Source organism: Candidatus Limnocylindrales bacterium, assembly GCA_035559535.1.
Classification (GTDB): Bacteria; Moduliflexota; Moduliflexia; order Moduliflexales; family JAUQPW01; genus JAUQPW01.
Map to the genome: position 1 here is coordinate 15,077 of DATMBG010000055.1, position 23,586 is coordinate 38,662.

The 23,586-nt window shown below is 44.7% G+C and carries 21 protein-coding genes; 12 read left to right on the forward strand and 9 right to left on the reverse strand.

The window, feature by feature from the left end; genetic code table 11:
- Nucleotides 1-271: 271 nt before the first annotated feature.
- The 4 genes from rsmH to der all read right to left on the reverse strand — a co-directional run bounded on the left by rsmH (nucleotide 272) and on the right by der (nucleotide 5,072).
- Nucleotides 272-1,240, reverse strand: a complete 969-nt coding sequence (gene rsmH / locus VNM22_21330) for a 16S rRNA (cytosine(1402)-N(4))-methyltransferase RsmH (protein ID HWP49712.1) — start codon at nucleotides 1,238-1,240, stop codon at nucleotides 272-274.
- A 58-nt stretch (nucleotides 1,241-1,298) separates the two neighbouring features.
- Nucleotides 1,299-1,745, reverse strand: coding sequence for a division/cell wall cluster transcriptional repressor MraZ (mraZ, locus tag VNM22_21335; protein ID HWP49713.1), 447 nt, complete (start codon nucleotides 1,743-1,745; stop codon nucleotides 1,299-1,301).
- Nucleotides 1,746-2,057: 312 nt separating this feature from the next.
- On the reverse strand, nucleotides 2,058-3,644 hold the full coding sequence (gene serA, locus VNM22_21340) for a phosphoglycerate dehydrogenase (GenBank protein HWP49714.1): 1,587 nt from the start codon (nucleotides 3,642-3,644) through the stop codon (nucleotides 2,058-2,060).
- Between the two features lie 93 nt (nucleotides 3,645-3,737).
- Nucleotides 3,738-5,072 carry a ribosome biogenesis GTPase Der gene (gene der / locus VNM22_21345; GenBank protein ID HWP49715.1) on the reverse strand — a complete coding sequence of 445 codons (1,335 nt, stop codon included), beginning with the start codon at nucleotides 5,070-5,072 and terminating at the stop codon, nucleotides 3,738-3,740.
- A gap of 249 nt (nucleotides 5,073-5,321) precedes the next feature.
- Between der and VNM22_21350 the strand changes: the two genes are divergently transcribed.
- Nucleotides 5,322-6,608 (forward strand): extracellular solute-binding protein, encoded by a 1,287-nt coding sequence (locus tag VNM22_21350; protein ID HWP49716.1) that lies wholly within the window; start codon nucleotides 5,322-5,324, stop codon nucleotides 6,606-6,608.
- 153 nt (nucleotides 6,609-6,761) lie between these two features.
- On the opposite strand, the gene VNM22_21355 is transcribed toward VNM22_21350, so the two are convergent.
- Together VNM22_21355 and VNM22_21360 are read right to left on the reverse strand one after the other, a co-directional pair.
- Nucleotides 6,762-7,133: an iron-sulfur cluster assembly scaffold protein gene (locus VNM22_21355; GenBank protein ID HWP49717.1), complete on the reverse strand. Its 372-nt coding sequence runs from the start codon at nucleotides 7,131-7,133 to the stop codon at nucleotides 6,762-6,764.
- 58 nt (nucleotides 7,134-7,191) lie between these two features.
- Nucleotides 7,192-8,676, reverse strand: a complete 1,485-nt coding sequence (locus VNM22_21360) for a pyridoxal-dependent decarboxylase (GenBank protein ID HWP49718.1) — start codon at nucleotides 8,674-8,676, stop codon at nucleotides 7,192-7,194.
- 335 nt (nucleotides 8,677-9,011) lie between these two features.
- Here VNM22_21360 and VNM22_21365 point away from each other — a divergent pair, with 335 nt between their 5' ends.
- A complete protein-coding gene (locus VNM22_21365; GenBank protein ID HWP49719.1) occupies nucleotides 9,012-9,197 on the forward strand; it encodes a hypothetical protein in 186 nt (61 codons plus the stop codon).
- Between the two features lie 20 nt (nucleotides 9,198-9,217).
- Here the strand turns inward: VNM22_21365 and VNM22_21370 are convergent, their stop codons facing one another.
- Both VNM22_21370 and VNM22_21375 read right to left on the reverse strand, forming a co-directional pair.
- Complete coding sequence (locus VNM22_21370; protein ID HWP49720.1) at nucleotides 9,218-9,967, reverse strand: serine protease; 750 nt, start codon at nucleotides 9,965-9,967, stop codon at nucleotides 9,218-9,220.
- A 116-nt stretch (nucleotides 9,968-10,083) separates the two neighbouring features.
- The gene (locus VNM22_21375) at nucleotides 10,084-12,723 is read right to left on the reverse strand and encodes a HEAT repeat domain-containing protein (GenBank protein HWP49721.1); all 2,640 of its coding nucleotides are present in this window, start codon (nucleotides 12,721-12,723) and stop codon (nucleotides 10,084-10,086) included.
- 803 nt (nucleotides 12,724-13,526) lie between these two features.
- On the opposite strand from VNM22_21375, the gene VNM22_21380 reads away from it, so the two are divergent.
- A complete protein-coding gene (locus tag VNM22_21380; GenBank protein HWP49722.1) occupies nucleotides 13,527-14,195 on the forward strand; it encodes a haloacid dehalogenase type II in 669 nt (222 codons plus the stop codon).
- Between the two features lie 172 nt (nucleotides 14,196-14,367).
- Here VNM22_21380 and VNM22_21385 read toward each other — a convergent pair whose 3' ends face one another.
- Entirely contained in the window at nucleotides 14,368-14,706 is a 339-nt protein-coding gene (locus VNM22_21385; protein ID HWP49723.1) for a hypothetical protein, read from the reverse strand.
- A 1,160-nt stretch (nucleotides 14,707-15,866) separates the two neighbouring features.
- On the opposite strand from VNM22_21385, the gene VNM22_21390 reads away from it, so the two are divergent.
- The 9 genes from VNM22_21390 to VNM22_21430 form a co-directional block, all read left to right on the forward strand.
- Nucleotides 15,867-16,415, forward strand: coding sequence for a hypothetical protein (locus tag VNM22_21390; GenBank protein HWP49724.1), 549 nt, complete (start codon nucleotides 15,867-15,869; stop codon nucleotides 16,413-16,415).
- Between the two features lie 39 nt (nucleotides 16,416-16,454).
- Nucleotides 16,455-17,063, forward strand: coding sequence for a hypothetical protein (locus VNM22_21395; protein ID HWP49725.1), 609 nt, complete (start codon nucleotides 16,455-16,457; stop codon nucleotides 17,061-17,063).
- Between the two features lie 47 nt (nucleotides 17,064-17,110).
- Nucleotides 17,111-17,479 carry a hypothetical protein gene (locus tag VNM22_21400; protein ID HWP49726.1) on the forward strand — a complete coding sequence of 123 codons (369 nt, stop codon included), beginning with the start codon at nucleotides 17,111-17,113 and terminating at the stop codon, nucleotides 17,477-17,479.
- Between the two features lie 221 nt (nucleotides 17,480-17,700).
- Nucleotides 17,701-19,221 (forward strand): outer membrane beta-barrel protein, encoded by a 1,521-nt coding sequence (locus tag VNM22_21405; protein HWP49727.1) that lies wholly within the window; start codon nucleotides 17,701-17,703, stop codon nucleotides 19,219-19,221.
- A gap of 397 nt (nucleotides 19,222-19,618) precedes the next feature.
- A complete protein-coding gene (locus VNM22_21410) occupies nucleotides 19,619-19,966 on the forward strand; it encodes a rhodanese-related (seleno)protein (GenBank protein HWP49728.1) in 348 nt (115 codons plus the stop codon).
- Between the two features lie 209 nt (nucleotides 19,967-20,175).
- Nucleotides 20,176-21,492 (forward strand): metallophosphoesterase family protein, encoded by a 1,317-nt coding sequence (locus tag VNM22_21415; protein HWP49729.1) that lies wholly within the window; start codon nucleotides 20,176-20,178, stop codon nucleotides 21,490-21,492.
- 60 nt (nucleotides 21,493-21,552) lie between these two features.
- Nucleotides 21,553-22,311 (forward strand): thioredoxin domain-containing protein, encoded by a 759-nt coding sequence (locus tag VNM22_21420; GenBank protein HWP49730.1) that lies wholly within the window; start codon nucleotides 21,553-21,555, stop codon nucleotides 22,309-22,311.
- Nucleotides 22,262-22,717 carry a vitamin K epoxide reductase family protein gene (locus tag VNM22_21425; protein ID HWP49731.1) on the forward strand — a complete coding sequence of 152 codons (456 nt, stop codon included), beginning with the start codon at nucleotides 22,262-22,264 and terminating at the stop codon, nucleotides 22,715-22,717. Before VNM22_21420 ends, VNM22_21425 begins: the two co-directional genes overlap by 50 nt.
- Before the next feature lie 629 nt (nucleotides 22,718-23,346).
- Nucleotides 23,347-23,586: hypothetical protein (locus VNM22_21430; protein ID HWP49732.1), on the forward strand; the 240-nt coding region annotated here is incomplete at its 3' end.

The window sequence follows — 23,586 nt, forward strand, 5'->3', positions numbered from 1 at the left end:
CGGTCTAAAGATGACACTGATCTTGCATGGGAGAAGCTCCAGGATCATTTAGCAGCACAGGTAAAAAGCAAGAGTTCAAAGCCTTACTTGTGATTTGTTCGCAACCAAAAATCATGAACCACCAAGGAGGAGTAGGACAGTGGCCCTTGATTTTGGATCTTTATAAGCAACTCCATGCAAAAACCAGTGTCATCTCCAGACCGGCTTAATCTAGCAGGTAACAGGTTGTAGGAGAAAAACAGTTACTTCCAACCCCCTGCCTGCTATATACTTATATCTTCTCCGCTACCCTTAATTTAGCACTTCTGGAACGAGGATTCTCTTTCTGCTCCTCTTCCGAAGGTGTTATAGGACGTTTATGGACAATACGTATGACGGGTTTTCGTCCACACACACAGGTTGGAAACCAGGGCGGACACTGGCACCCCTTGGCCAGATTCAAAAAAGTCTCTTTAACTATTCGATCCTCCAGGGAGTGAAACGATATGACACAAAGTCTTCCTCCTGTTTTCAGAAATGAAACAACTCGTTCTAAGGATTCTTTTAAAAAATCTAGTTCCTGATTAACCTTAATTCTCAAGGCTTGAAAGACTTTTGTGGCCGGGTGAATTCCTTTGGATTGAAACCGTTTAGGTATTGCAGCTTGCACGATTTGTGCAAGTTGACCCGTCGTTCGAATCTCTCCGGCTTTTCGTTCTTCAACAATTTTTCGACTGATGGATCGGGCCCAGCGCTCCTCTCCCCATTTAGAAAAAATCTCCTGAAGCTCCTCTTGAGATGCTTTGTTGACCACATCGAAAGCGGTAAGTTTTTGGGTTTGATCCATCCGCATATCTAAAAAAGCATCTTTTTGGAAGCTAAAACCACGCTCAGCACGATCTAGCTGAAGAGAGGAAACCCCTAAATCGAACAGGGCCCCTTTCAAATAAGCCCGATTTGCCTTTATCTCTTCTTCTCCAGAGCGAAGAAATACCACCCTTGCCAACTCTAAAATTTCCTCGACGTCTTTATAATTTCCATGATAAAGTTGAACCCGTTCTCCAAAGGGTGCTAACCTCTCTTTAGCCAGTCGTAAAGCTTCTGCATCCCGATCAATTCCTATAACCCGATTACCGGGGTTCTGTTTAAGGATTGCTTCTGCATGCCCTCCCACTCCCACCGTACAGTCCAAATAAAAACCCGGCTCCTCAACCTTCAGCTCCCTGAGGACCTCTTTGAGAAGCACGGGAACATGGATCATTTTTCAGAAGTCAGGAGTCCAAAGTCAGCCTGTTCTGACCTCTAACTCCCGGGTTCTATCATATCCCGATTCCGGCTAAATAAGATCTAAATTCTTCTGTATGATGTTTCGTCTCTTCTAATTTACTTATAAGTTTATTTTTATCCCAGACCTCAATAAATTTCAACTTTCCAATCAAGGTTATATCCCGGGTCAAACCCACATGATCCCTTAAGGTTTGGGGAATCAGAACACGGCCTGCTTTATCCAGGGTACATTCACAACTGTAATAGGAAACCTGGAGCATAAAACTATCGATATGTTGATCCATGGAGGGAAGCTGTGCGATCTTAGCTTCCACTTCTTCCCACTCTTTGAGGGGATAGATTCGAAGATTTTGTCCGTCGGCCAGGCTCACCAGGTAAAGTTGGTCGTTGTACTTTTCAGCCAGTATCTCGCGGTATTTGGCAGGAAGGTTGAACCGCCCTTTTGGATCTAGTGTGTGATCGTATCGACCTCGGAACATACATCACCCTTCCCTATCTTCCTTTCCACGACACTTTGCTACACTTTACTTCACTTTACCCCACCGACGATAACGTAGGTTACGTAATAGTTGTAGACGTGTCAAGAAAAATGTTTAAAATAAAAACAAAAGCCATCAGGAATTTAATCCGATGGCTTAAGGATCTTACTTCCAACTTCTTTTTATAAGCCTATTTAGAACCCCTGGGAAGGGAGGGTGGGAAAAGTAAAAATGTTCTCTGGGACCTCCTTCTTTCTCTGTTTTTTTAGATAAAAGAATTAAAAAAAGCTATTTTTAATTCTTAATCAACTTTTAAATCTTAATCAACTTAACCACCTGCATCTCCGGGATTTGTCGGAGTCTGGCCAGCACTTCTTCGGGAACATAATCATCTACCGTGAGGATACTGATGGCCGTTCCACCCCGTTTCTCCCGTCCCAACTGCATTCCTGCAATATTGATTCCGGCATCTCCGAGGATAGTTCCAATTTTACCGATCATTCCGGGTATATCTTTGTTGACATGGATTAACATGTACCCCTGGAGATCTGCTTCCACATGGAGGTGATCGACCCGGACCAGTTTCAATTCCTTTTTTCCGAGAATAGTTCCGGCGACCGAGTAAGTTTTCTTATCGGTTTTAAGGGTTACCGTGATTAGGCTGGCATAATCTTCGCTGCTGGAGATTTTGGATTCGACCACGTGAATGCCACGTTCTTTTGCGATGATGGGCGCGTTGACAAAATTTACGTTGGAGGAAGTAATAGGATCTAGCAATCCCTTCAAAACGGCTACCGGGATAGAAGAGGTTTCGTGCTTTAAAATCTCACCGGTAAGCTGAATCTGGACTTCCTCCATATGTCCTTCGGACCACTGGGAAACAAAGCTTCCCAATTTTTCGCTCAAAGACAGGAAAGGAAGTAAATAGCTGGCCGATTCCGGGGGAATGGAAGGAAAATTCGCGGCACTGAAAGGAATACCCTGTTTTAAAAACTTGACAAACTGCTCGGCAATGGCGATGGAAACATTAATTTGAGCTTCTTTAGTAGAAGCCCCCAGGTGGGGCGTACAGATGACATTATCCAGCGCGATAAGCGGAGAATGGGGTGGCGGAGGCTCCTCCTCGAAAACATCCAAAGCCGCACCGGCCACATGACCCGATTGGAGGGCTTCATAGAGTGCTTGCTCATCGATCATCTCTCCCCGTGCACAGTTGATGATTCGAACGCCTTTTTTTACTTGAGCCAGGGTTTTTGCGTTTAAAAGATGTCGGGTATCTGGAGTCAAGGCAGCATGGAGAGAAATATAATCCGACTCCCGGAACAGCCGATCCAATTCCACCAATTCTATCTCCATTTTAGCTGCAAGCTCTGTGGAGATATATGGATCATAGGCAATGACCCGCATATTAAAACCTTTCATGGCCCGTTTAGCAACCTCTGAACCGACACGACCCATTCCGATAATGCCCAATGTTTTTCCGGAGAGTTCTACCCCTTCAAATTTTTTCCGTTCCCACTTATGCTGTTTCATGGAGGCATTAGCTTGAGGAATATTTCGAGAAAGGGCCAGTATCATGGAAAGGGCATGCTCGGCTGTGGTGATGGTATTGGCTCCGGGCGTATTCATTACCACAATCCCTCTCTTACTGGCCGCCGATAAATCAATATTATCCAATCCGGTTCCTGCCCGACCGATGACCCGCAGGCGTTTTCCGGCTTCAATGACATCAGCATCCACTTTGGTCGCACTCCTTACGATGAGCCCCTCATACTCCTGGATACAGGAAATCAGCTCATCTCGAGACATACTGGTATGAACATCGGTTACGATGCCTTCTTTCTGAAGAATTTCAACTCCCTCGGGTGAGAGTCCATCGCTCACGAGTACTTTTATCATAGAACTGCTCACTTCATAGGATCCAGAGACATAAAGACGCGGTGATATGGAGATTTCCTATATCACCGCGTCTTCATATCTCCACGTCCTTCCTTATTCTCGTCTCCCTCGAAAAATAAGCCGAATCGGGGTACCTTCAAAGCCTAGATGCTCCCGAATCTGGTTCTCTAAATACCGCTTATAAGAAAAATGAATTCCCTGGGGATAATTACAAAATATAATAAAGGTAGGGGGCTTGATGTTAACCTGAGTGATATAAAAAAGCTTTACATATCGCCCCTGGAAGGATGGCGGTTGAAAGTTTTTAACTGCCGACTCTAAAATTTTATTTAACTCAGAGGTAGAGACTTTTTTAGTATACTCGGCAAAAACCCGATCTACCCATTCTATGATTTTAAAAACCCGCTTCCCTGTTAAAGCTGAAATGAAGAGGATGGGAGCATAATCGAGATACTTAAACCGTTGTCGGATCTTTTCTATATAGGGTTGGGTTGAAGGGTGATCTTTTTCAACCAGATCCCATTTATTGACCACCAGGATACATCCCCGACCGGCCTCGTGGATATGTCCGGCAATACGCACATCTTGGTCTGTAACCCCTTCCCCGGCATCAATCATCATCAAAGCAATATCGCTTCGCTCCAGACTTCGAAAGGCACGGACTACACTATATCGTTCAACGGCTTGATTTATACGACTTTTCCGTCGAATTCCGGCAGTATCAATCAAAATATATTTTCGTCCGTTAATGATAATCGGGGTATCGATGGAATCCCGGGTGGTACCGGGTTCATCAGCCACCAAAACCCGCTCTTCTCCTAACAGATAGTTTACCAGAGAAGATTTTCCCACGTTGGGTCTTCCAACGACGGCTATCTTAATGGATTCCGCTTCCGCCTCTTCCGGGAGGTTATCCTGAGAAGGAAGTTGTCGACAGATAGCATCTAACAGTTCATCCAGTCGGTAGCCATGCTCTGCCGAGATAGGATAAATTTTGTCAACTCCCAGCTTATAAAACTCCAAAACTTTATCTTCCTGCTTGGAACTATCGATTTTGTTTACTACATAAAAGACTGGTTTATTAACTTTCCTGAGGATCTGAACCACATCATAATCTGAAGGAACCAGCCCTTCTTTTGCATCCATCAGAAAAACAATGGCATCGGCTTCCTCCAGGGCTATCTGAGTTTGCCGACGCATCAGAGAAAGCATTTTATCCTTGGATTCTGGTTCCAGTCCCCCTGTATCGACTACATCAAACCTGTGACCCACCCATTCACATTCTCCATAAATCCGATCTCGTGTAACTCCCGGCAGATTTTCAATAATCGCCCTTCGTTTTCCGATAAGTCGGTTAAATAAGGTGGATTTCCCCACATTAGGCCGTCCGATGATGGCAACCACAGGCTTTGTTTTATTAGACGTCATGGTGGTTTAAAAAATTTAACTCAATAAATCTTCTGGTTTCATTCAAACCCATGCAACCCGGTATGCTTTTATTTACATCATACCCTGGGAATTCGTCAAGGTTAATAACAGGACACCCAGGTCCAAAGAATTAAGCGTGAGAAAAGAATTTACTTGAAGCCTTCCAGGTCTTTTGCTAGTATGGTTAAACTTTTATTCATTTCTTTATAGGGTAGATATGGTATGGGGTTTAAAGGAGGCTTTTAAACTATGGAACATTTACTTATAAACCGTCGCCAATTCATTAAAAGGATGGCCGGAACCCTGGCAGGGTTATCCAGTTTTGCTATTTTTCGGCCTGCTCAGGTTACAGCAACAACTCCTGAGCTGACCATGCTTAGCTGGAATCATTTTGTTCCGGCCTTTGATGAAAAATTGAAAGAAGTAGCTGCCAGATTTGCCAGAGAAGCAGGAGTCGTGGTTCGAGTAGACCACATGCCCCATTTGCAAATTCCGGCTAAATTAGCTTCGGAGATTCACGCCCAGGCCGGGCATGATATTGTTTGGATGGCCGAAGGATCTCCCTGGCTTTATCACGAACATTTAATAGATGTGGACGATGTCGTCGTAGCGTTGGGGGAAAAACAAGGCGGGTTCTATTCCTTTGCTAAAGAGGGGGCTTTTGTAAAGGACTCATGGAAAGCGGTTCCCTGGTATTGGTTTGCCTTTCCAGGGTTATACCGGGAGGACCTCTTCGGACAGGCGGGGCTTCAGGCTCCCGATAGTTGGGAAGATCTTTTAAATGCCGGACGGATTTTGAAGAAACAAGGACATCCGGTAGGAATTCCTATCAGCCAGTGTACCGATGCTTATAACACTTTCTGGGCAGTTCTCTGGGGATTTGGGGGGAAGGTTCTGGAAGCAGACGGAAAAACCATCGCTTTAAATTCTCCCGAAACGGTCACAACTCTGGAGTATTATAAGAGTTTGTATGAAGAAGCTATGGATCCAGAAGTCCTATCCTGGGATGATGCCGGTAATAACCGGTTTCTTATATCCGGAAAGGGATGCTGGATCCACAATCCCATCAGTGCCTACTTATCCGCCGTTGACAAGAAAATGGATATTGCCAACAAAATCGGTATTCACTCGACTCCCAAAGGACCTGCCGGAAGATTTGTAGCACTTCCTATCCATGAACTGGGAATTTGGAGGTTTTCAAAAAATCAAGAACTGGCAAAAACCTTCCTTCAATACTTGATAGAACCCGAAAACTATGTGGAGTTAATGATAGCAGGGGAGGGATTCAGTCAGGGGGTTTTCAAAGCCTATGAGAATCATCCCCTGTGGATGGAGAATCCGAAGTTTAAAATTCTACCTGGGGAAGCCAGATTTGCTCACTCCCAGGGCTGGCCTTCTCCGCCCAATCCCTACATCCAACGGATCGATAATTTATACATCTTGCCTAATATGGTTGCTAAAGTTGTAAACGGAACCCCGATTAAAACGGCCATAGCCTGGGCCGAAGAGGAAATTAAAAGAGTTTTAGAAAGTTAGAAGAACAGAAAGGAAGGAAAGAATGGAAGAATGAAGGACTCCCTCCACAGAATCTCCAGAGGGTTTCCTTCCCTCCCATTCTTTCAGAAATAATTAAATTAAACCCACACCCTCCCAAAGCCAGGGGGTTTCTTTGAGCTCTTTTATACCGTTCTACGCCCGATTCTTTGTCTTATAATCCTGAATAGCCGTTTGAACGGCGTCCTCTGCCAACATAGAACCATGAACGGTTGCCGGTTCAAGTCCTCCAAGAGCTTTGTCGATATCTTTATGTGAGATTTTAAGGGCTTCTTCCAGGGTTTTTCCTATCAGCATTTCTGTAACAACCGACCCGCTGGCTATGGCTGCCGGACACCCGTAGGTTTTAAATTTTGCTTCATAAATCTTATCCCCTTTAACCCGGATGTGTAAGCTCATGATATCCCCACAGGCAGGATTGGTGACCCTTCCCTTGCCATCTGCATCTTCGATTTCACCCACATTTCTCGGATTTTCAAAATGATCGAGAAGTTGTTGGTTATACATCCAACCAAAACAGTCCTGGGTCTTAAGTGACAGGTCTCATAAGTCTTTTTCTTATCACCTAATACCCAGAACTTACTTCTTTAAGTTTTTCCCGAATAATCTCCCAGGCTCGACGGACATGTTTTTCTTCGGTACGTATATTACCGATGGCCAGGCGCAGGACGTACCGATTGTGTAACCTGGTGTGGGACAAAAACACTTCATGGGTTCCGTTAATTGCCTCTAACAGGCGTTCATTCAAGTGGTTTAAGGTCTCTTCCTGATCCATATGGGGTGGGTGAGCCCGGAAGCAAATGGTACTGAAAGGAGTGGGAGTCATACGCTCGAAATTTGGGTCAGCATCGATCCATGCCGCAAAATCTTGAGCCAGTTGGATATGTTTACGGATTCGGGCCGCTATTCCCTCCCATCCGAAATATCTGAGCACAAACCACAGTTTTAGGGCTCTGAAACGTCGACCCAACTGAACCCCATAGTCCATGAGGTTCTCTACCTGATGGTCCTGAGATGTACGAAGGTATTCCGGAACCAGGCTGAAGGCTCGCCGCAATATCTCCGGTTTACGGGTGTAGAAAGCACTGAGATCTACAGGCACAAACAGCCATTTGTGGGGATTCGTTACCAGGGAGTCCGCCCGATCACAACCTGCAAGGACATGACGCATTTCCGGTATCACTGCCGCCATCCCTCCGTAAGCTCCGTCCACATGTAGCCATAACCCTTCCCGTTCACAAATTTCTGCAATTTCAGGAACAGGGTCTATACTGGTAGTTGAAGTCGTACCCACCGTCGCGACCACACAGAAGGGCCTCCATCCTTGACGTCGATCCTCGTTAATAGCCTGAGCCAGAGCCTTCGGTTGCATCCGAAACCCTTCGTCCACGGGAATCTTGCGAACACCGGCCAGACCTATACCCAGGGTGATGGCGGCTTTATCCACAGAGGAATGGGCCTGTTCTGAAGTATAAAGCCTTAACCGGGGTACTTCAGTTCGACCTGCCAGACCTTGTTCGCGAATCTGTAAATCCATCAATTGCTCCCGTGCAGCAGCTATGGCGTGAAGGGTACTGATAGACGCCGTATCATAAATAATCCCCCAGAACTCCTGGGGTAAACCCAGCATTTGCCGTAACCAGTCCAGGGTTACCTGCTCAAGTTCTGTGGCCGATGGACAGGTCTTCCATAACATGCCGTTGATGTTAAAAGCAGCACTGAGCAACTCCCCAAGTATACCCGGCCCACTGCCGGTGATGGAAAAATAGGCAAAGAAATTAGGGTGATTCCAATGGGTCATGCCAGGGAGGATAATTCTATCCACATCTGCCAGAATCGTTTCCATGGGCTCACCCAAGGTAGGCGGTAAGGATGGTAATTGGGCACGGATATCCCCGGGGGCTACATCTGGAAGTACCGGGTACTTCTCGATCTGTTCCAGATAATCGGCTATCCAGTCTACCAGTTGATGGGCAAATCGACGGAACTCCTCAGAGGGTAAATCCCCTAAGGAATGGGTTGTAGAGTTTGAAATATCCGGTTTTGTCATTTATAATCTCAAAACTATCGAAGCGCCACGTATTCAGAGATTTAAAATAACTTTTTTAAGATCTCCGTACACGCTAGGCTTTTGAGGCTTAGAAATTAAATCCTGATTCCATGATAATTAATTCTATGTAAAACTGACATGGGGAGAAAAAAAAAGCAACAGGATTTTTGGAGTTTTGATGAAGATCGTTAAAACTGGCACTAAATATGCTTAAATTTAAAGAAGTATGTTTGAAAAGGAAACTCCTAGGGAGCAAGAAGTGTGGAAGGCTCTCGAGAGAAGAGAGGAAGATCCTTAAAACAGGATTAGATCCCATGATCCAGGAGGTGAGGAAAGTGCAAAATCCATCTCATTCCACCGATTCAGAATATGCTTTGATTCGTGAGGTATTGAAAAAACTTTCAACTACCCAACATAGTCTGGAGGAGAGATTGAAAGCTTTAGGAGTCATCTTAAATGAAGAAGAAACAAAGAGTTCCTCTAAATCTGATCCAAAACACCCGGAGAGTAAAAAACCTTAAACAGGGGAATGAAAGTTAATTCATAGCCGGCCTTCTTTTAAAAACTGTCGGATCTCTTCCAGGTGAATGGCAAGTCCGTAGTGGGTTACAACCGAAGCAGACCGCCCATAACCTGGTTGAGAAAGACCGACCCGGCTCACAATGCCTACTAATTCTTTTTTCTTATTGAAGAGGGGGGAACCGCTATCTCCAAAAACGGTCCCCCCATTAAATTGAAGCAATCTGGTCCCTCTTACCATCTTTTCATCGATGAATTGACCGATTTGGATGGAGGGGCTATAGCCATAGTAGTCTCGATCGGCGAACAGACTGGCATCGGCGGAGAGGAAGTTGGAAACCAAAATGACATCCTCAAAAAAGTTAACCTTTTTGGCCAGGCGGGCGTAACTTGAGAACGTATAATCCGTTTTAATCAAGCAGAGATCTTTCTCCCGGCGAATAAAGACTACCTGTCCTTTGATGGTATGATGGGTGAAATCCGGTGGCATATAAATATAGAGCGTTTGCTCCGTTTTTCCCGGAGGTTTCCAGATAAGATGGGCCGTGGTCAGGACAAGATGGGGGGATATAGGAACCCCTCCACCTCCCTGTTCAAGGCTGACCAACAAATATTTGAGCTGTTCAATATCTGAACGGTCAAGCCGATGAGTACACCCAGATAGGCAGATGAAGAATAAAAAGAGCCAGGGGAAGCGACGAACGTGAAACGCCGGGCGAGGAAGAGTGAAAGCGGAAAGAGGAAGAATTAAAGACAAAAGAAAATGGCTCATGTCCCTGCTATTTTTAAGAATTTTGTTAGTCCTTTTAAGAGTCTTGAAATCCCTATTAGCCGGAAAAATCTTTAGGAGCTTTACCTTTATTCTACCTTTTCTATCCCTTTTGCCTTTTACTTTTCACCTTTTGTTTCGATGAGGGCAGCGACTTTAGCGGTTAACTCCTCTAATTTCTTTTTCATCTCTTTATTTTCATCTCTGAGGGATTCCAACTCCTTCTGGAATTCTACCTTGGGAGATTTTTCTCCGGCCTTCTCCTGAATGGCTTTAATGGCTTTCTGGGCTGCACGCCTGATCAAACTAAGGGGTTCGCTCTCGGCCAGCTTCTCCAGTTCTGGAATGGCTTTACGATCTCCCAGGGTAGCCAGAGCGTCAACAACCGCCCGACGTACTCGATGATGGGGATCTTTAAGGAGAGGTACCAGATGCTCTCGAATTATCTCCTTTTTATCTTCCAGGCTATCCCCTAATTTCCCCAGAGCTTTCGCAGCAGCCATTCGAACTTGATAAGGTTGGCCATAGGCCGTGTATTTCATTCCGACTTCGATTCCCCTGGGATCTTTGAGTTCTCCCAAGGCATTGAATACCGAGGAGCGAATAACCTCTGCCCAAGAATCCTGTTTTAATCCTTCCAGGATGAAGTCGTAAACTCCGGTCAATTTTGTTTTAGCGGCTGCTTCTAAGGTGCCACCTAGGGTAAAATAACTTTCATCTTTGGCAAAAACTTCCTTTAAAACGGCAATAACCGATTCCTTTTTGAAGTTTCCCAAAGCATCCACGACCCCCCTTCGAACTCGAGAGTCTGGATCTTTAAGGCCTTCCAGTAAGGCCGTTAAAGCTTCTTCGGTTCCGATTTCACCCAAAGCTTTGGCGGCTGCACGTCGAACCCCGTAAAACTTATCTCCCAACAGGGTCTCTTTCAAAGAGGTCACCACCGCGGAATGACCTATAATCTTTCCTAATCCTTCACAGGCTTGGATCCTTCCGGCAATGGTCCTGGCGTGCTTAACCTGGTAAATCCATTCTTCCTTGGGTTTATCGAATTTAAGGGTTTTTAGAATCCAGTTACCGGGGTCAAAGAGTACCATAAGCGGTCTGGAATCGGCAGGAAAGAAAAAGGTCTGTTCGGCTTTTTCAACGGTTATTTTGTGGGTCCGGCTTCCTTCCCGGGTGGTGATTTCGATTTCGACAGGCATTCGGAAAATCGGAACCTGTTCGTCCGTTTTTTGAGTCTGTTTCACATTTAAAACGACCATACCTCCTGCCTGAAGTCCGGTATCAGATGTCCGGTATCTGAGATCTTTCCCTTTTTCCGACTCTGGACTCTCTGAAGAAGGTTCCCAACTCCATTTGACCTCGAATTCCGGATGGCCTGCTTTATAAAACCATTGCTTAAAAAACCATTCCAGGCTCATTCCGGTTGTCTCTTCAATCACCACTTTGAGATCGTTGGTTTCCACATTTTTTCCGGCGAATTTTCGTACATAAGCCGGAATTACCTTCCAGAATAGCTCATCGGAGAGAACATATCGAAGCATATGTAAAGCCCAGGCCGCTTTGTTATACGAATGTGCGTCGAACATATCTTCATGGTCTGTATACAGGTTCGTTACAATGGGCCGCTTGTACTTCTCGGTTTCCTTAAAATACCCTTCTGCTTCTTCCATCATCCGATAATGGAACTCATCCACACCCCACTTGTACTCATAGTAGAGGGGATCAAAATAAGAAGCAAATCCTTCATTTAACCACAGATGCTCCCAGCTTTTAGTGGTCAGCAGATCCCCAAACCACTGATGGGCCAGTTCATGGGCCACCAGAGCATCACTCTTATAGTCCAGATGGGCCCGGGCGTCATGAAGGGTCGTATGGGTGAGAATCGTCAAGGTGGTATTTTCCATTCCTCCCCAGGTGAAATCATACACGGCCACCTGGGCATATTTGGCATAGGGATAACGATAACCGGTCTTTTCCGAAAAAAACTTCATCATATCCGGGGTATTTTCAAAGGAACGCTGGATTTTATCCTCATCTCCCCGGGGAACATAGTAAATAATAGGAATATCTTCATAATAATCGGTCTTTTCACTGAACTCTCCAACGGCAATATTTACCAGGTAGGTAGGATGGGGAAATTCATGGAACCAATGAAACGTTTTGGTCTTTCGGATGGGATCATGGGTAACCTCCAGGAGTTTACCGTTAGACAGGCCAATATACTTGTCTTGAACCGTTAAAAGGACCTCTGAAGTACACCGGTCATTCGGAGCGTCATAACAGGGAAACCAGTGGCTGTTGTCCTGAGCTTCTCCCTGGGACCAGATTTGATAAGGCTTGTGGGGATAGGCTTCATCGGGTTGTACAAAGAAAAGACCCTTTTTGGGGAACCCTTCATAATCTATGGAAACGATTATCTTTTGTCCACTTTGATAAAATTGACCCAGGTCTATGCGGAGCTTGCCCTCGGACGCCGTAAACTCTAAAACTCTCCCCTCCTGATCGGTAACTTTTAGAATGGTTAAATCCACACTATCCAGTTCTACCCAACGAAAATGGTCGTTTATGGGATAAAGAGTTAAAGTTACCCGTCCCATAACCTTCCTGGCCGGTTCGTCAAAGGAGAGTTCTAGCTTCAAATGCTCGGTATGAAAGGTTTTATCACGGGTATAATGCTCTCGGGAAAAGGCATCGGTAAAGGATTTACTATTCGGGATATCTTCAAAATAGAAACGTTCTTCGTTAATTTGATACATGTTTAAAACGCAACCTGTAAAACGTAACCCTTGCCTTACTTTATTATTTGATCTGTACGTTTTACCTTCTGCGTTGTAGTTCTTTAAGGATATAAGCTATTTATTCTCCTTAAACAAATAACAGTGGAACCCTCAGGCTTGTCAAGCACTTTGTATTCCTACCTATTTAACAGGTGAGGTCTAATACTCCCTGCTTCCCTCTAACTTTTAGGAATAGGGTTTTTTCTAACCTACCCTCCCTACCCCTCACAGACACCAGGATAAGCTGAAAAGCCCTGTCAGGAGTAAACAGTTGGTAGCCCCGACTTCCGTCAGGGGATTCCGTCATTCAGGATTTTCTTCAAGCTCCAAAGGAAGCTCCCCCCCCCTGACGTTAACCATTACCCACATTTTTTCATTTCAGGGGATTAATAACTGGTTTAGCTATCTTGCCGGTTGAGTAGTGAAATGTCTCGAATCCCCTTCGTGAGGGCAAGCTCCCTCTTTTTGCAAGGTGGGTCAACCGGGACGGTTGACCTACTAACCGTTTTGAACCCATCCTCCCAAATCGAAAAATGTGGGTAAAGATAAGCCCCTGACGTGGGAAGGGGGAACTCGGGGATGACCTGGGTTTCCATTCTCTCTTTCCCTCACAGGGAGGGGAGGATCCGAGGGGTTAGAGGGGTATCCCTATTCGCTAGGATATTGGATAAAATTCGCGAGGGGTCTACTTTTCTTGTTGACTTTCTCTTTATAGGGGAACACATATTAGAAGTACGGCTCATGTGTCCGTTGTTCGGTACCTTAGTTCTGGAGGATGATCCATGAAAAATATTCAGACTTTTGTTTTTGATGCTTATGGAACCCTCTTCGACGTTCATTCCGTTGTAGAGGCTTGTAATAGAGCCTTTCCCGGGCGGGGTGAGGCCTTGAGTCAACTTTGGCGGGCCAAGCAATTGGAGTACACCTGGTTGAAAACATTAATGGGGCATTACGAGGATTTTTGGCAGGTAACAGAAGCTGCACTTACCTTTGCCTGCAAAACTCTCAATCTCCAGGCTCCCATCGACCCTCGTCCCTTACTTATGACCGCTTATCTTCGACTGGACCTTTATCCAGAAGTCTTAGAGGCCCTGACTTCCCTGGCTTCCTTTCCCCTCTCTATCCTTTCCAATGGCTCTCCTCGCATGCTTCAGGCTGTGGTTCAAAATGCAGGTTTAAAGGGAAGATTTGTACAAATTATCAGTGTAGAAGAGGTTAAAGCTTATAAACCAAGTCCCCGGGTTTATGAGCTGGCTCCTCAAAAATTAGGTATACCCAAGGAAGCCATCTGTTTTGTTTCTTCTAACTCTTTCGATGTTATCGGTGCGAAGGCTTTCGGATTTCAGGTATGTTGGGTCAATCGAACAAATGCTCCACTGGATGAATTAGGATTCCTGCCGGATGCCCAGGTAAGCCGTTTGACCGAACTTAAACAGCTTGTTGAAGACTGATCCCCGTAAATCCCCTTTCCTTCCTGGGAAGGGGGATAACTTTTCAGAGAAGCCGGCCTGGAATAAGAACAGCAGATTTTTCCAGATGCAGGGTAAGAAACAAATAAAAAACCCGTCTTCTTAAAGAAAACGGGTTTCTTAAATTCCTCCCTAAAGTTTAAGGAAATAAATTTTATCTCTTTCCCACGGATCTTTTACTTGCTTTGATAGGATCTACAGGGCCAGAAGGTTGTTGAATTAAAGCTTTTTCTTTTTCCTTCTGTTCCTCAACCGCTTGAGCTACTTTTTTATCAAATAATCTGATATAATCTTGTCTAAGAGATTCAACGGCAGCTTTTTTACCCGTTGTAGGGGATTTCTCCGAAATAACTTTCGGATTGCCGTTCCCATTAGAGATAATCAAACTAAATTCTTTATATAAAGTTCCATTTTCCCGAACATCTCGTTCGGTTAGCTCAAATCGGGTGTTTCCTACCTCTTTTTTTCTTAAAATCACGGTTTCCGTATCCATTTAAAGGCCTCCTATGAAGGTTTGGGCTGGTTTTACTTATAAAAGTTCATTCAGAGCAGCCCCTCCGATTGAACTGTTGCTTATCTTTACAAGCAACGGGTGTGTTTCTAAATTATCCGGAAATTTTCCAGTATTCAAAATTAATGCCTGTTTCTTAACCTGTCAAATTTTTTTTAACCTTTGTATCCGTATCCATTTAGTTAGGTAGAAAAAGAAACGCCCCCCATCCCCCCTCCAGGAGGGACTGACATAGGGTTGCTGCTGCTGAATCCCCCCTGGAGGGGGGATGGGGGGCGTTCAGACAGAAAAAGGGACATCTACTAAATTGTTACAGTTACTAATCTTTTGTTTTGACCCTTCCTATGATCCTACCACTTCAATCAAATTCTGGGAAGAACCATTTGATTGGATGTAGTTCTGGAAATTGTAGAGAGGACGGGAGAGGAAAATGATGAAAAGGGTGAAATTAACCTTGACAATTTTAAAAGAAAGCGGTTGACTATAAGTCAGGATATGAAATTATAGGGGGTCTGTCCGTTGGTCCAAAGCGTACAAAGAAAAGAATTATTCTTCCTTCTTTTACTGTTATACCTGGGATTTCTAGGTTATGGGAATCTTTGCCTGTTTGATCATCCTCTAGACTTTTCCCACCCTGGGGAAATCTCGGATTTTCCTTCCTCCCATCGGCACCATGAATCCAAGGATTCAAGAAGTCTTGCCCACTCCTGTTTGGTAGTACAATTTCTCCTTTTAACCTCGATAGTTTCCGGCCTATTCCTTTTTATTTTTGCCCTACTTATTTCTCCCTGTAATTGGATACGAAATGAAAAAGTTTATCGAGCCCCTATTCTCTCCTACGCTAATCGATCCCCCCCTGGCTTCTTCAAACCTGCCTTTTAAATATTCTTTACTTTACTTTGGCGGTTTTTGTTAAAGCCTTAAAATTTAACACGAAGATCAGAGAAATCAGAGGGAAGTAAGGGATTACTTCTTTTTAGAAAGACTTTTGTGTTCTTCTTGTTAAAGATTAAGGCTGTTTCTACAAAGGTAAAGAAGGCTAATTCTTGTGTAAAGACTCTTTCTGTCTACTTTCCTCAGGTTAGGGAACTAGGTTATACAGGGGGCTATAATGCCCATTCTTCAAGGAGGTGTGTTACTCTATGAAAGGGGTTTATCTTTCCAATCTACCTTTAAGTGCCAAGGTATTCTGTACTTTGTTCCTTTTGGGAATCGGTTTAGGATCTTTGGCTGCCTTTACCCAGGCAGCCACTGCTGTTGGCCTTTCTTATGAAGATGTAAAGAGTAGTTTGGCTCCGGAAATGCCCATGACGCATATGGGTCACGGACAGATGAGCATGGAAAAGGAGATCGATATCAGTCAAATCCGTAACACTGCCAAAGTCTGGATTCGGACTCCCCTCTTGATTCAGACAAGCCATACCCATCTCTTCGGTCAAACCCTTATTGCTGGACTGCTCGGACTCATCTTCCTTTTTTCTTCTATAGAGGAGTGGAAGAAAGCCTTGATTCTGGCCCTTCCCTTTATCGGAACCATCTTAGATATTGGCGGTATGTGGCTGACCCGGTTTGTCTGGCAACCCTTTGCCGTGCTGGTTTTGATGGGTGGAAGTATCTTTGCCCTGGGTTATGTAATGATTGCTGTCATTTCCCTTTATGAACTCTGGCTAAAAAGGGGAGCCCCTATATAAACCGTAGGTAAGTCGTGACAGGAAAGGAGGTCTTTAGGTATGAAGAAAAAATATAAACAGGTTATGTTTCTAACCGGGTGTATGTTATGCTTTTCTTTTATAGTCCAGACAGGAATCACCCTCGCTCATATTACCCCTCCGGTGGTTCTCATCTCTGATCGGGATGCCGTGCTGAGTATGACCGACGGGGCTAAAAAGTTCTTTGTTCGGGAAGTCAGGTTAAAACCTGAAGAACGGGAAGCCTTACGAAACCAACTGGGATGGCAGGCTGATGAAGAGTTTTATCGATTTTACCTGGGTCGGGATGAGCAGGGAAAAATGGTCGCCGCAGTGGCCTTTATGACCGAGTTTACCATCCATGGCCCGGTCCGGGTAGCCGTTGGATTAGGCCCCGATGGGAAAGTCAAGGGTGCAAAGGTCGTGGAAATGACCGAAGAAACCTATCCCTGGCTCAAGCCACTTCTGGATCAGGATTTCACTCAAAACTATATCGGATTGGATAGCCATGGAAACTTCACGGTTGCCGGGGCCGGTCAGGCCGGTGGACAGGAAAATATGACCCTCTTTTATGGTCAAATTGTTGCCAACCTTATCCAACGTGCTGCGGCTCTCTTCGATATTGCGGTCCTGAAGCGAGGGGATATCTGATGGGAAGCTTTAAATAAAACCCTTTTTTGAATGAAATCCTTTCTTTTATGCAGAAGAAGTTGTTTTCCTGGGTAAAAATAGTCCTTCTGGCCTATTTAGTTTTCCTGGGCTATGGGACCTTCTGTTTAGTGGACCATGAATTAGACTTTAAACCGGGAATCTCTCTGACTTCTTCCAGGTTAGAACCTTCCCAACCTTCTCCGTCCAATTCGAGGGATCAACATCCAGAGTCTTCCCATCATATCTGTGTCTTTTTACTTAACCTTATTTCAGGAAGCCTGACCTCTCAAGTAAATCTTTTAAGTAAAATCCAGGAATTCCCTCTGGATACTTTTATTCGAATCGAAAGCCTTCATCTATTTTTTGATCTCTCCTTTAAAAGTCGAGCTCCTCCTTTACTCCATAGCTATCGATAAGCCACAAGGTTGAGATTTCATGTGAGCTTGTTCATGGTTTTAAACCTGTATTCCAGATTCCCTTTTTTACGTTTGAGATTGGGATAGAGGTTGAGGGTACTTGATCTGTGCTGTGCCTGTACCGATGGGTTCTTAAAACTCGATGTGTGCCTATTTCCAGGTTTAGCGGGTTATGACAACAACTAACCTTGCTGGCCGCTTACAGTAGAGAGGAGGAAATTATGTGGACTCAGTCGGATTTAATACCATCTGATCACTCCATGGATGGGAGTAATAAAAGAGTCTCAAAATCTCAAGGTCAAAGCTTTTTTCATCAAAAGGGTCCCTATGACAGGGATGAGTTCCTTGTAAAATCGAAGGGAAGAAAAAAGAAAAACCTTTTATCCCCTTATCTTCTCTATATTCCGGGGCTACTCCTTTACATTATGACCTGGTCTACCTGTGGTCTGGCTCAGGAGTCTAAGGAACGGGAGATCTCGCTATCTCCTACCTCACCCGGTCGAGAGACCCCCTTAGATCTTGCAGGACTTCCTAAAGAACCTGTGGGTATAAAGATCAATGGTTTCATCGTGGGATCCTTGAGTTATAATTCCCGTATTCAGATAGTTCCGGAATTTGCCGGTAGTGCTCCGGCTCTGGCCAATCCTGGAGCGACTAATTTTAGTTTCGACAAATTCGGCCTGGCCCTTTCCAGGACTTTTGCTTCCTGGCTTTCAGCCAGTGGAGCTATCGAGGTAGAAAGTCACAGGAACCGACATGCCCATGGCTTCAACCCGGAGTTCGGCTGTCCGGAAGGTGGAACCAGTCCTTGTATTGAGAGATTCGGATCCGAGGAGCCCGAAATTGAAGTTGGGCTGGATAAATTTAATATTACCGGTATAGTCCCGGTTGGGAATGGGCTTTCCCTCTCCTTGGGAAGATTTGACGTTCCGTTCGGTATCGAACGGCATGATGAACCCCTGTTGCTCACGGCTACCAACTCCGAGGTCTTCCGTTTCGGTCGCCCGCAAAAAGTAACGGGATTCTGGACGGCTTACCAAGTAAATCCTAAAGTAAACTTCGATGTCTTCCTCGTGAACCGCTGGGAGTCTGAGACGACGGAGGATGACTTTAACGATAACAATAAAGGAAAAACCGTCGGAGGCCGCATTGGTTTCACCCCCTTGCCGACCACAGGCCTTTTAAACTTTGGCATCGGAGGTATCTATGGTCCCGAACAAGAAAATAACGATTCGAGTAAACGATGGGTGATAGACCTTGACGCTACCTGGAATCCTATCTCCAAATTCCTTTTGACGGGGGAATTTGTCTTCGGAAGCGAATCAGATTTTGAAGCCCGACAAGTCGGCCAGCCTATCTTTCAGGCCCCAATACAGGGAGATGTAAGTTGGTTTGGATTTTATTTGCTGGGCCACTATGATGCCCGACCCTGGTTGGGTTTTTCCCTTCGTTATGGCTACTTTGATGATCAGGATGGGGCAAGAACCGGAATCCAGCAAAAGCTCCAATCCCTGACTTTTGCTCCCGTCATCCATCTCTCCCGATTGATTCCAGATCTTCGTCCGACCGGTGCTACGTTTGCACGAACTCGTCATCCCATTGATTGGGTCGACTTGAAGTTTGAATACCGTTACAACCACTCCAATCGACCTGCCTTCTCCGATGAAGAGCCAGGAGTAGATATTCTAGAAGCCGATAAAACAAGTCATCAATTTCAGTTCCAGGCGGTTGTCAACTTCTAAGAGGATGAAATCCTGGGGAAATTAAAGGGCTTATTCCATGATGCCAAGACAAAAATCGGTTTTCTCCTTCTCAGTTTGGATTTTCTATCTGCTTTTTCTCGATTATAGAACTGTTTGTCTATTCGTCTGTCTATTTGATCATGGAATAGGCCTGTTTCCTGAATAGATAGGGTAAATTATTTTTTGTATTTTCTCCCTGAGGGGATAAAATTAAATTTATCAAGTTGCTGTTAAAGCAATAGCTGATGAAAGTCCTTATGGAAAGAAGAGGTGGAGAATCGGGAATAATCAGGTTTACCCGATTCGACTCCCTCTTTATGAGGAGCAAATGAAACTAAAAAGATTGTTCCCTATAGCCGGGATCCTATTTTTCGTACTGTCCTGTTGGGTTTCTACAATGGGATATGCCGCCGATGAGGTTCCCAGAATAACAAAAGAAAAGCTTAAAGAAATGTTCGGTAACCCCGATTTGATTATCCTGGATGTCAGAACTGGTTCAAGTTGGGAAAGCAGCAGGGAAAAAATTAAAGGGGCGATCCGAGAAGACCCCAAAAGTGTAAACTCTTGGGCCGACAAATATCCTAAAGATAAAATTTTGGTTCTTTATTGTTCTTGACCTGATGAAGCTACCAGTGCCCGGGTGGCACGGGAACTCCTCCGTAAGGGATTTACCAGGGTTTATGCCTTGAAAGGTGGATGGAATGAATGGGTAGAGGCTAAATTCCCAACAGAACCCAAAGATTAGGTATCTGATCCCCTAAAGATCAGGGATAGTTTTAGATACCTTAAAAGAATGAAAAAAATAACTATTTATCCTTTACAAATGGAATTAGATTTGAGAATATAATTTGAAGTGTTAAAGGGTTGTAATCCAACATGGAAGCACAGCCTACTAGATGCCGGGGGTAAATTTCTAACTGGAAGGAAAGGTATCTAGGTGGTTTAGGAAGAGGTATGGAAAGCAGAGTTACACGAAGAGAATTTTTAAAGAAAGTGGGGCGAGGTGGTTTTGGACTTTACCTGAGTACATTGCCCGTAAGTTTAATATCCTGTACCCAGGCTGAGAAAAAAACCTTTTCATCATTCCAGGAGGTTTATAGAAGTTCATCTAAAAACCTGTCTAAAACCGATTTAGAGTTACTTCGATATCCTTACCTTCAATGCCCTACCACTTCTTCGATGAAAATTGCCTGGAAAACAAAAAGTTCCTGTAAAGGTGAGATCCGATACGGACTGACACAAGATTTAGAACAGATTGCAAACGGTCTTTCACCTACAGAGTGCCATCTCGTGACGCTTCTAGATCTTCAACCGGATACCCAGTACTATTATCAGATTTTTGGCGATGGAGCCCCCCTGACAGAAATGGAAACTTTCAAAACAGCCAAACCGTGTAGTTCTAAAAGTTTCTCCTTTATCGCATTTGGAGATTCCGGTAGTGGTAATACGGATCAATATCGGGTCGCAGAGGTCATGAAAAGTTTAAATTTTGACCTGGCTATTCTGACGGGAGATATTGTCTATCCCAATGGGGATACTGCCTACTATGAGTCTAACTACTTCCGACCCTATCGAGACCTGATAAAAAAGGTTCCCTTCTTTCCTTCACTGGGAAACCATGATCTGGATTCCAAAAACGGACAAGGTTACTTAGAGGCATTTGATGTTCCCGCTAATAATCCTCTGAATTCCAAACGATATTATACCTTTAGATATGCCCATGCTCTGTTTATAGCCTTAGATAGTAATGAAGGGCTTTTATATAAACCGGATCAAATTCAAGGAAGTCCTCAATATAAGTGGCTGGTTCATGAACTTCAGAAGGCCGAGAACGACCCGGAGGTCAACTGGCGATTTGTCTTTTTTCACCATCCCCCTTATAGTGGAGGATACCACGGTCAGGGAGGTCAGAAAGAACGGCTGGCCCAGCTCAGGAAAACCCTGGTTCCAGTATTGGAGAAATACCAGGTGGATATGGTGTTTAATGGCCACGATCACCACTATGAGAGATCTTATCCCATAAGGGACGGCAGTATAGAAAGTGAACCTGTTTCCGATACCCAGGGGATTGTCTATATTGTAACCGGTGGGGGGGGACGGGGAAATAATTTCTGGCGAAGCCGTCTAAAGAAAGGGCCCTGGTGTGCCTATATTGAAGATACTTTCCATGTAACCTATGTCGAGATTGATGGAAGCCTCCTCACCCTTAAAGCCATTAATGATCGGGGAGAAGTTATAGATAAGGCTACGATTCAGAAATCCAGGATTTAAATGTCTGCACCGGAAGCTTCTCCGGGATGCAAGGCGCAGCTATAGGGGAGAGAAAACAGTATGGCCGACAACAACCACCGACATTTGACTAAAAGAGAACGTCGGGAATTGAGACGGGAGGAAAAAAAGCAAGCCAGATTACATGAACAAAAACAAGAACAACGGAAACGCCTACGCAGGCGGATTACCCTCTGGTTTTTTGTGTTGCTCGGCGTTGGCGGTGGGATCTTTGGAATGATCCAGTTGGCCAAAAATCCCTCTTCCTACAAAGCCTCTCCACCAACCTCCCTAGACTCAACTGCAGGTTGGACCAAAGGCAATAAAGATGCAAAGGTTACTCTGATCGAATACAGCGACTTTCAATGTCCTGCTTGCCGTAATAGCTATGCCTGGGTTAAAAGATTAACCCTGGAATTTAACGATAAAATGCAATTTGTCTATCGCCATTTTCCCCTCAAGCAAATTCATCCCAACGCAGAATTGGCTGCACGCGCTGCCGAAGCCGCCGGCAGGCAGGGTAAGTTTTGGGAAATGCATGACATGCTTTTTGAAAATCAGAGTAGTTGGGCAAATCGGTCCGATGCCGGGGAGATTTTTATAAAATATGCTCAATCCCTTAATCTCAGTGTGGAACAGTTTAAAAATGATCTCAACTCCAGGGAAGTGCGAGAAAAGGTAGAAAACGATTATCAGCACAGTATTCAATCCGGTATAGACGCCACGCCAACTTTTTTTCTTAACGGAAAGAAAATTCAAAACCCCAGAAGCTATGAAGAGTTTAAAAACCTCATCCAGCAGGCCATTCAAAGTAATTCCTAACTCCATTGTTCTTGCTTTTCTCATCGTCAGTCTGGTAGGTTTTTTAGATGCAACCTACCTGACTGCCAAACATTACCTGGGGGAAGTTCCCACCTGCTCCCTCCTAGAAGGTTGCGAAAAGGTCCTCACAAGCCCCTATGCGACCCTGGGAAGGGTCCCTGTAGCCCTGCCCGGAGCCTTGTATTATCTGGTTATTTTTCTCTCCCTGGTTGCTTACGTGGATACGCCACGAAGGAGTATCCTCCGTTTTACCGCCTATTTGACTTTCTTTGGCTTCCTGACTTCGCTGGGGTTTATCTATCTTCAACTTTTTGTTCTTAAGGCTGTTTGCCTCTACTGTATGGCTTCGGCAGCAAGTTCCATCGTTTTATTCGGTCTGGGTATTTATGTGTTGAAATGTCGGTAAAGTACACGATGATCGGAGCTTAACCACTGAAAACAAAAAATCCGGTGCTTATACCAGGTCGGTCTTGAAATGCCTTCTAAAGGATAAGGACCGCCCACCCCAGCCCTCTCCGCATGGGAGGAGGGAAAGGGAGGGATTGCCTGCTTGAGGCCATGCAGGGTCGTACCTGAAAACCCCTCTGAATGGTAGAAATAACTCCCCAGGATTGCCCCATTTAAGGATCATCGCAAGGATCGTTCCTCCCTACTTTTGCCGCATTTCCATCAACCGGAAGGATCTCTTTGTAAATTCTCCATAAAATTTATTACTATTTTTCTTGACAAACAGTGTTTCGTATTATTTATTTTTAAAAAACCACATAAAAGATATTATTTATTTTTATAAAGTATTACGATTGGTGCAATTTAAAACCCTATGTCAGGTTCCACTCATAAATCCTCCTGGTATTTCCGTTATCTTATGAGTGGGGATAGTCCCTGGCCTGCCTCAGGGACTATCTTTTTCCAGATTGATTCTGGATCTTATCTTTTCAGGGAGGTATCAACTCAGAAGATAATCAGGTGGTCGTAGGTAACTATTCCCTTGTCTTTTATCTTTACCTTCATCTCATCTGAAGAAAGGAGTCGATTATGTTATCTTTTCGTATAAGGAATTTCCCTTTGATAGGTATTATCCTTATCGGTGTGATCTTCATAAACCTATCTGCCCTGGAAGCTGAGGAGAAGATGCCAACCGGGGATCCGAGTATTATTCCACCTGGAGCCAAACTTGAGAAACTCTTCGAGGGAGGTTGCGTCCTCACCGAAGGGGTAGCCGCAGGCCCGGATGGAATGATCTACTTCAGTGACATTACCTTTACCTTCCGGTGT

Coding starts and splice junctions, on each gene's coding strand:
- VNM22_21425 (HWP49731.1), top strand. CDS start 22,262: ATGAAGAGTTTAAAAACCTCATCCAGCAGGCCATTCAAAGTAATTCCT.
- VNM22_21415 (HWP49729.1), top strand. CDS start 20,176: ATGGAAAGCAGAGTTACACGAAGAGAATTTTTAAAGAAAGTGGGGCGA.
- VNM22_21395 (HWP49725.1), top strand. CDS start 16,455: ATGAAGAAAAAATATAAACAGGTTATGTTTCTAACCGGGTGTATGTTA.
- mraZ (HWP49713.1), bottom strand. CDS start 1,745: ATGTTCCGAGGTCGATACGATCACACACTAGATCCAAAAGGGCGGTTC.
- VNM22_21385 (HWP49723.1), bottom strand. CDS start 14,706: ATGGATACGGAAACCGTGATTTTAAGAAAAAAAGAGGTAGGAAACACC.
- VNM22_21370 (HWP49720.1), bottom strand. CDS start 9,967: ATGAGCCATTTTCTTTTGTCTTTAATTCTTCCTCTTTCCGCTTTCACT.
- VNM22_21380 (HWP49722.1), top strand. CDS start 13,527: ATGAAAAATATTCAGACTTTTGTTTTTGATGCTTATGGAACCCTCTTC.
- VNM22_21375 (HWP49721.1), bottom strand. CDS start 12,723: ATGTATCAAATTAACGAAGAACGTTTCTATTTTGAAGATATCCCGAAT.
- VNM22_21360 (HWP49718.1), bottom strand. CDS start 8,676: ATGACAAAACCGGATATTTCAAACTCTACAACCCATTCCTTAGGGGAT.
- VNM22_21350 (HWP49716.1), top strand. CDS start 5,322: ATGGAACATTTACTTATAAACCGTCGCCAATTCATTAAAAGGATGGCC.
- VNM22_21420 (HWP49730.1), top strand. CDS start 21,553: ATGGCCGACAACAACCACCGACATTTGACTAAAAGAGAACGTCGGGAA.
- VNM22_21400 (HWP49726.1), top strand. CDS start 17,111: ATGCAGAAGAAGTTGTTTTCCTGGGTAAAAATAGTCCTTCTGGCCTAT.
- VNM22_21355 (HWP49717.1), bottom strand. CDS start 7,133: ATGTATAACCAACAACTTCTCGATCATTTTGAAAATCCGAGAAATGTG.
- VNM22_21390 (HWP49724.1), top strand. CDS start 15,867: ATGAAAGGGGTTTATCTTTCCAATCTACCTTTAAGTGCCAAGGTATTC.
- rsmH (HWP49712.1), bottom strand. CDS start 1,240: ATGATCCATGTTCCCGTGCTTCTCAAAGAGGTCCTCAGGGAGCTGAAG.
- serA (HWP49714.1), bottom strand. CDS start 3,644: ATGATAAAAGTACTCGTGAGCGATGGACTCTCACCCGAGGGAGTTGAA.
- der (HWP49715.1), bottom strand. CDS start 5,072: ATGACGTCTAATAAAACAAAGCCTGTGGTTGCCATCATCGGACGGCCT.
- VNM22_21405 (HWP49727.1), top strand. CDS start 17,701: ATGTGGACTCAGTCGGATTTAATACCATCTGATCACTCCATGGATGGG.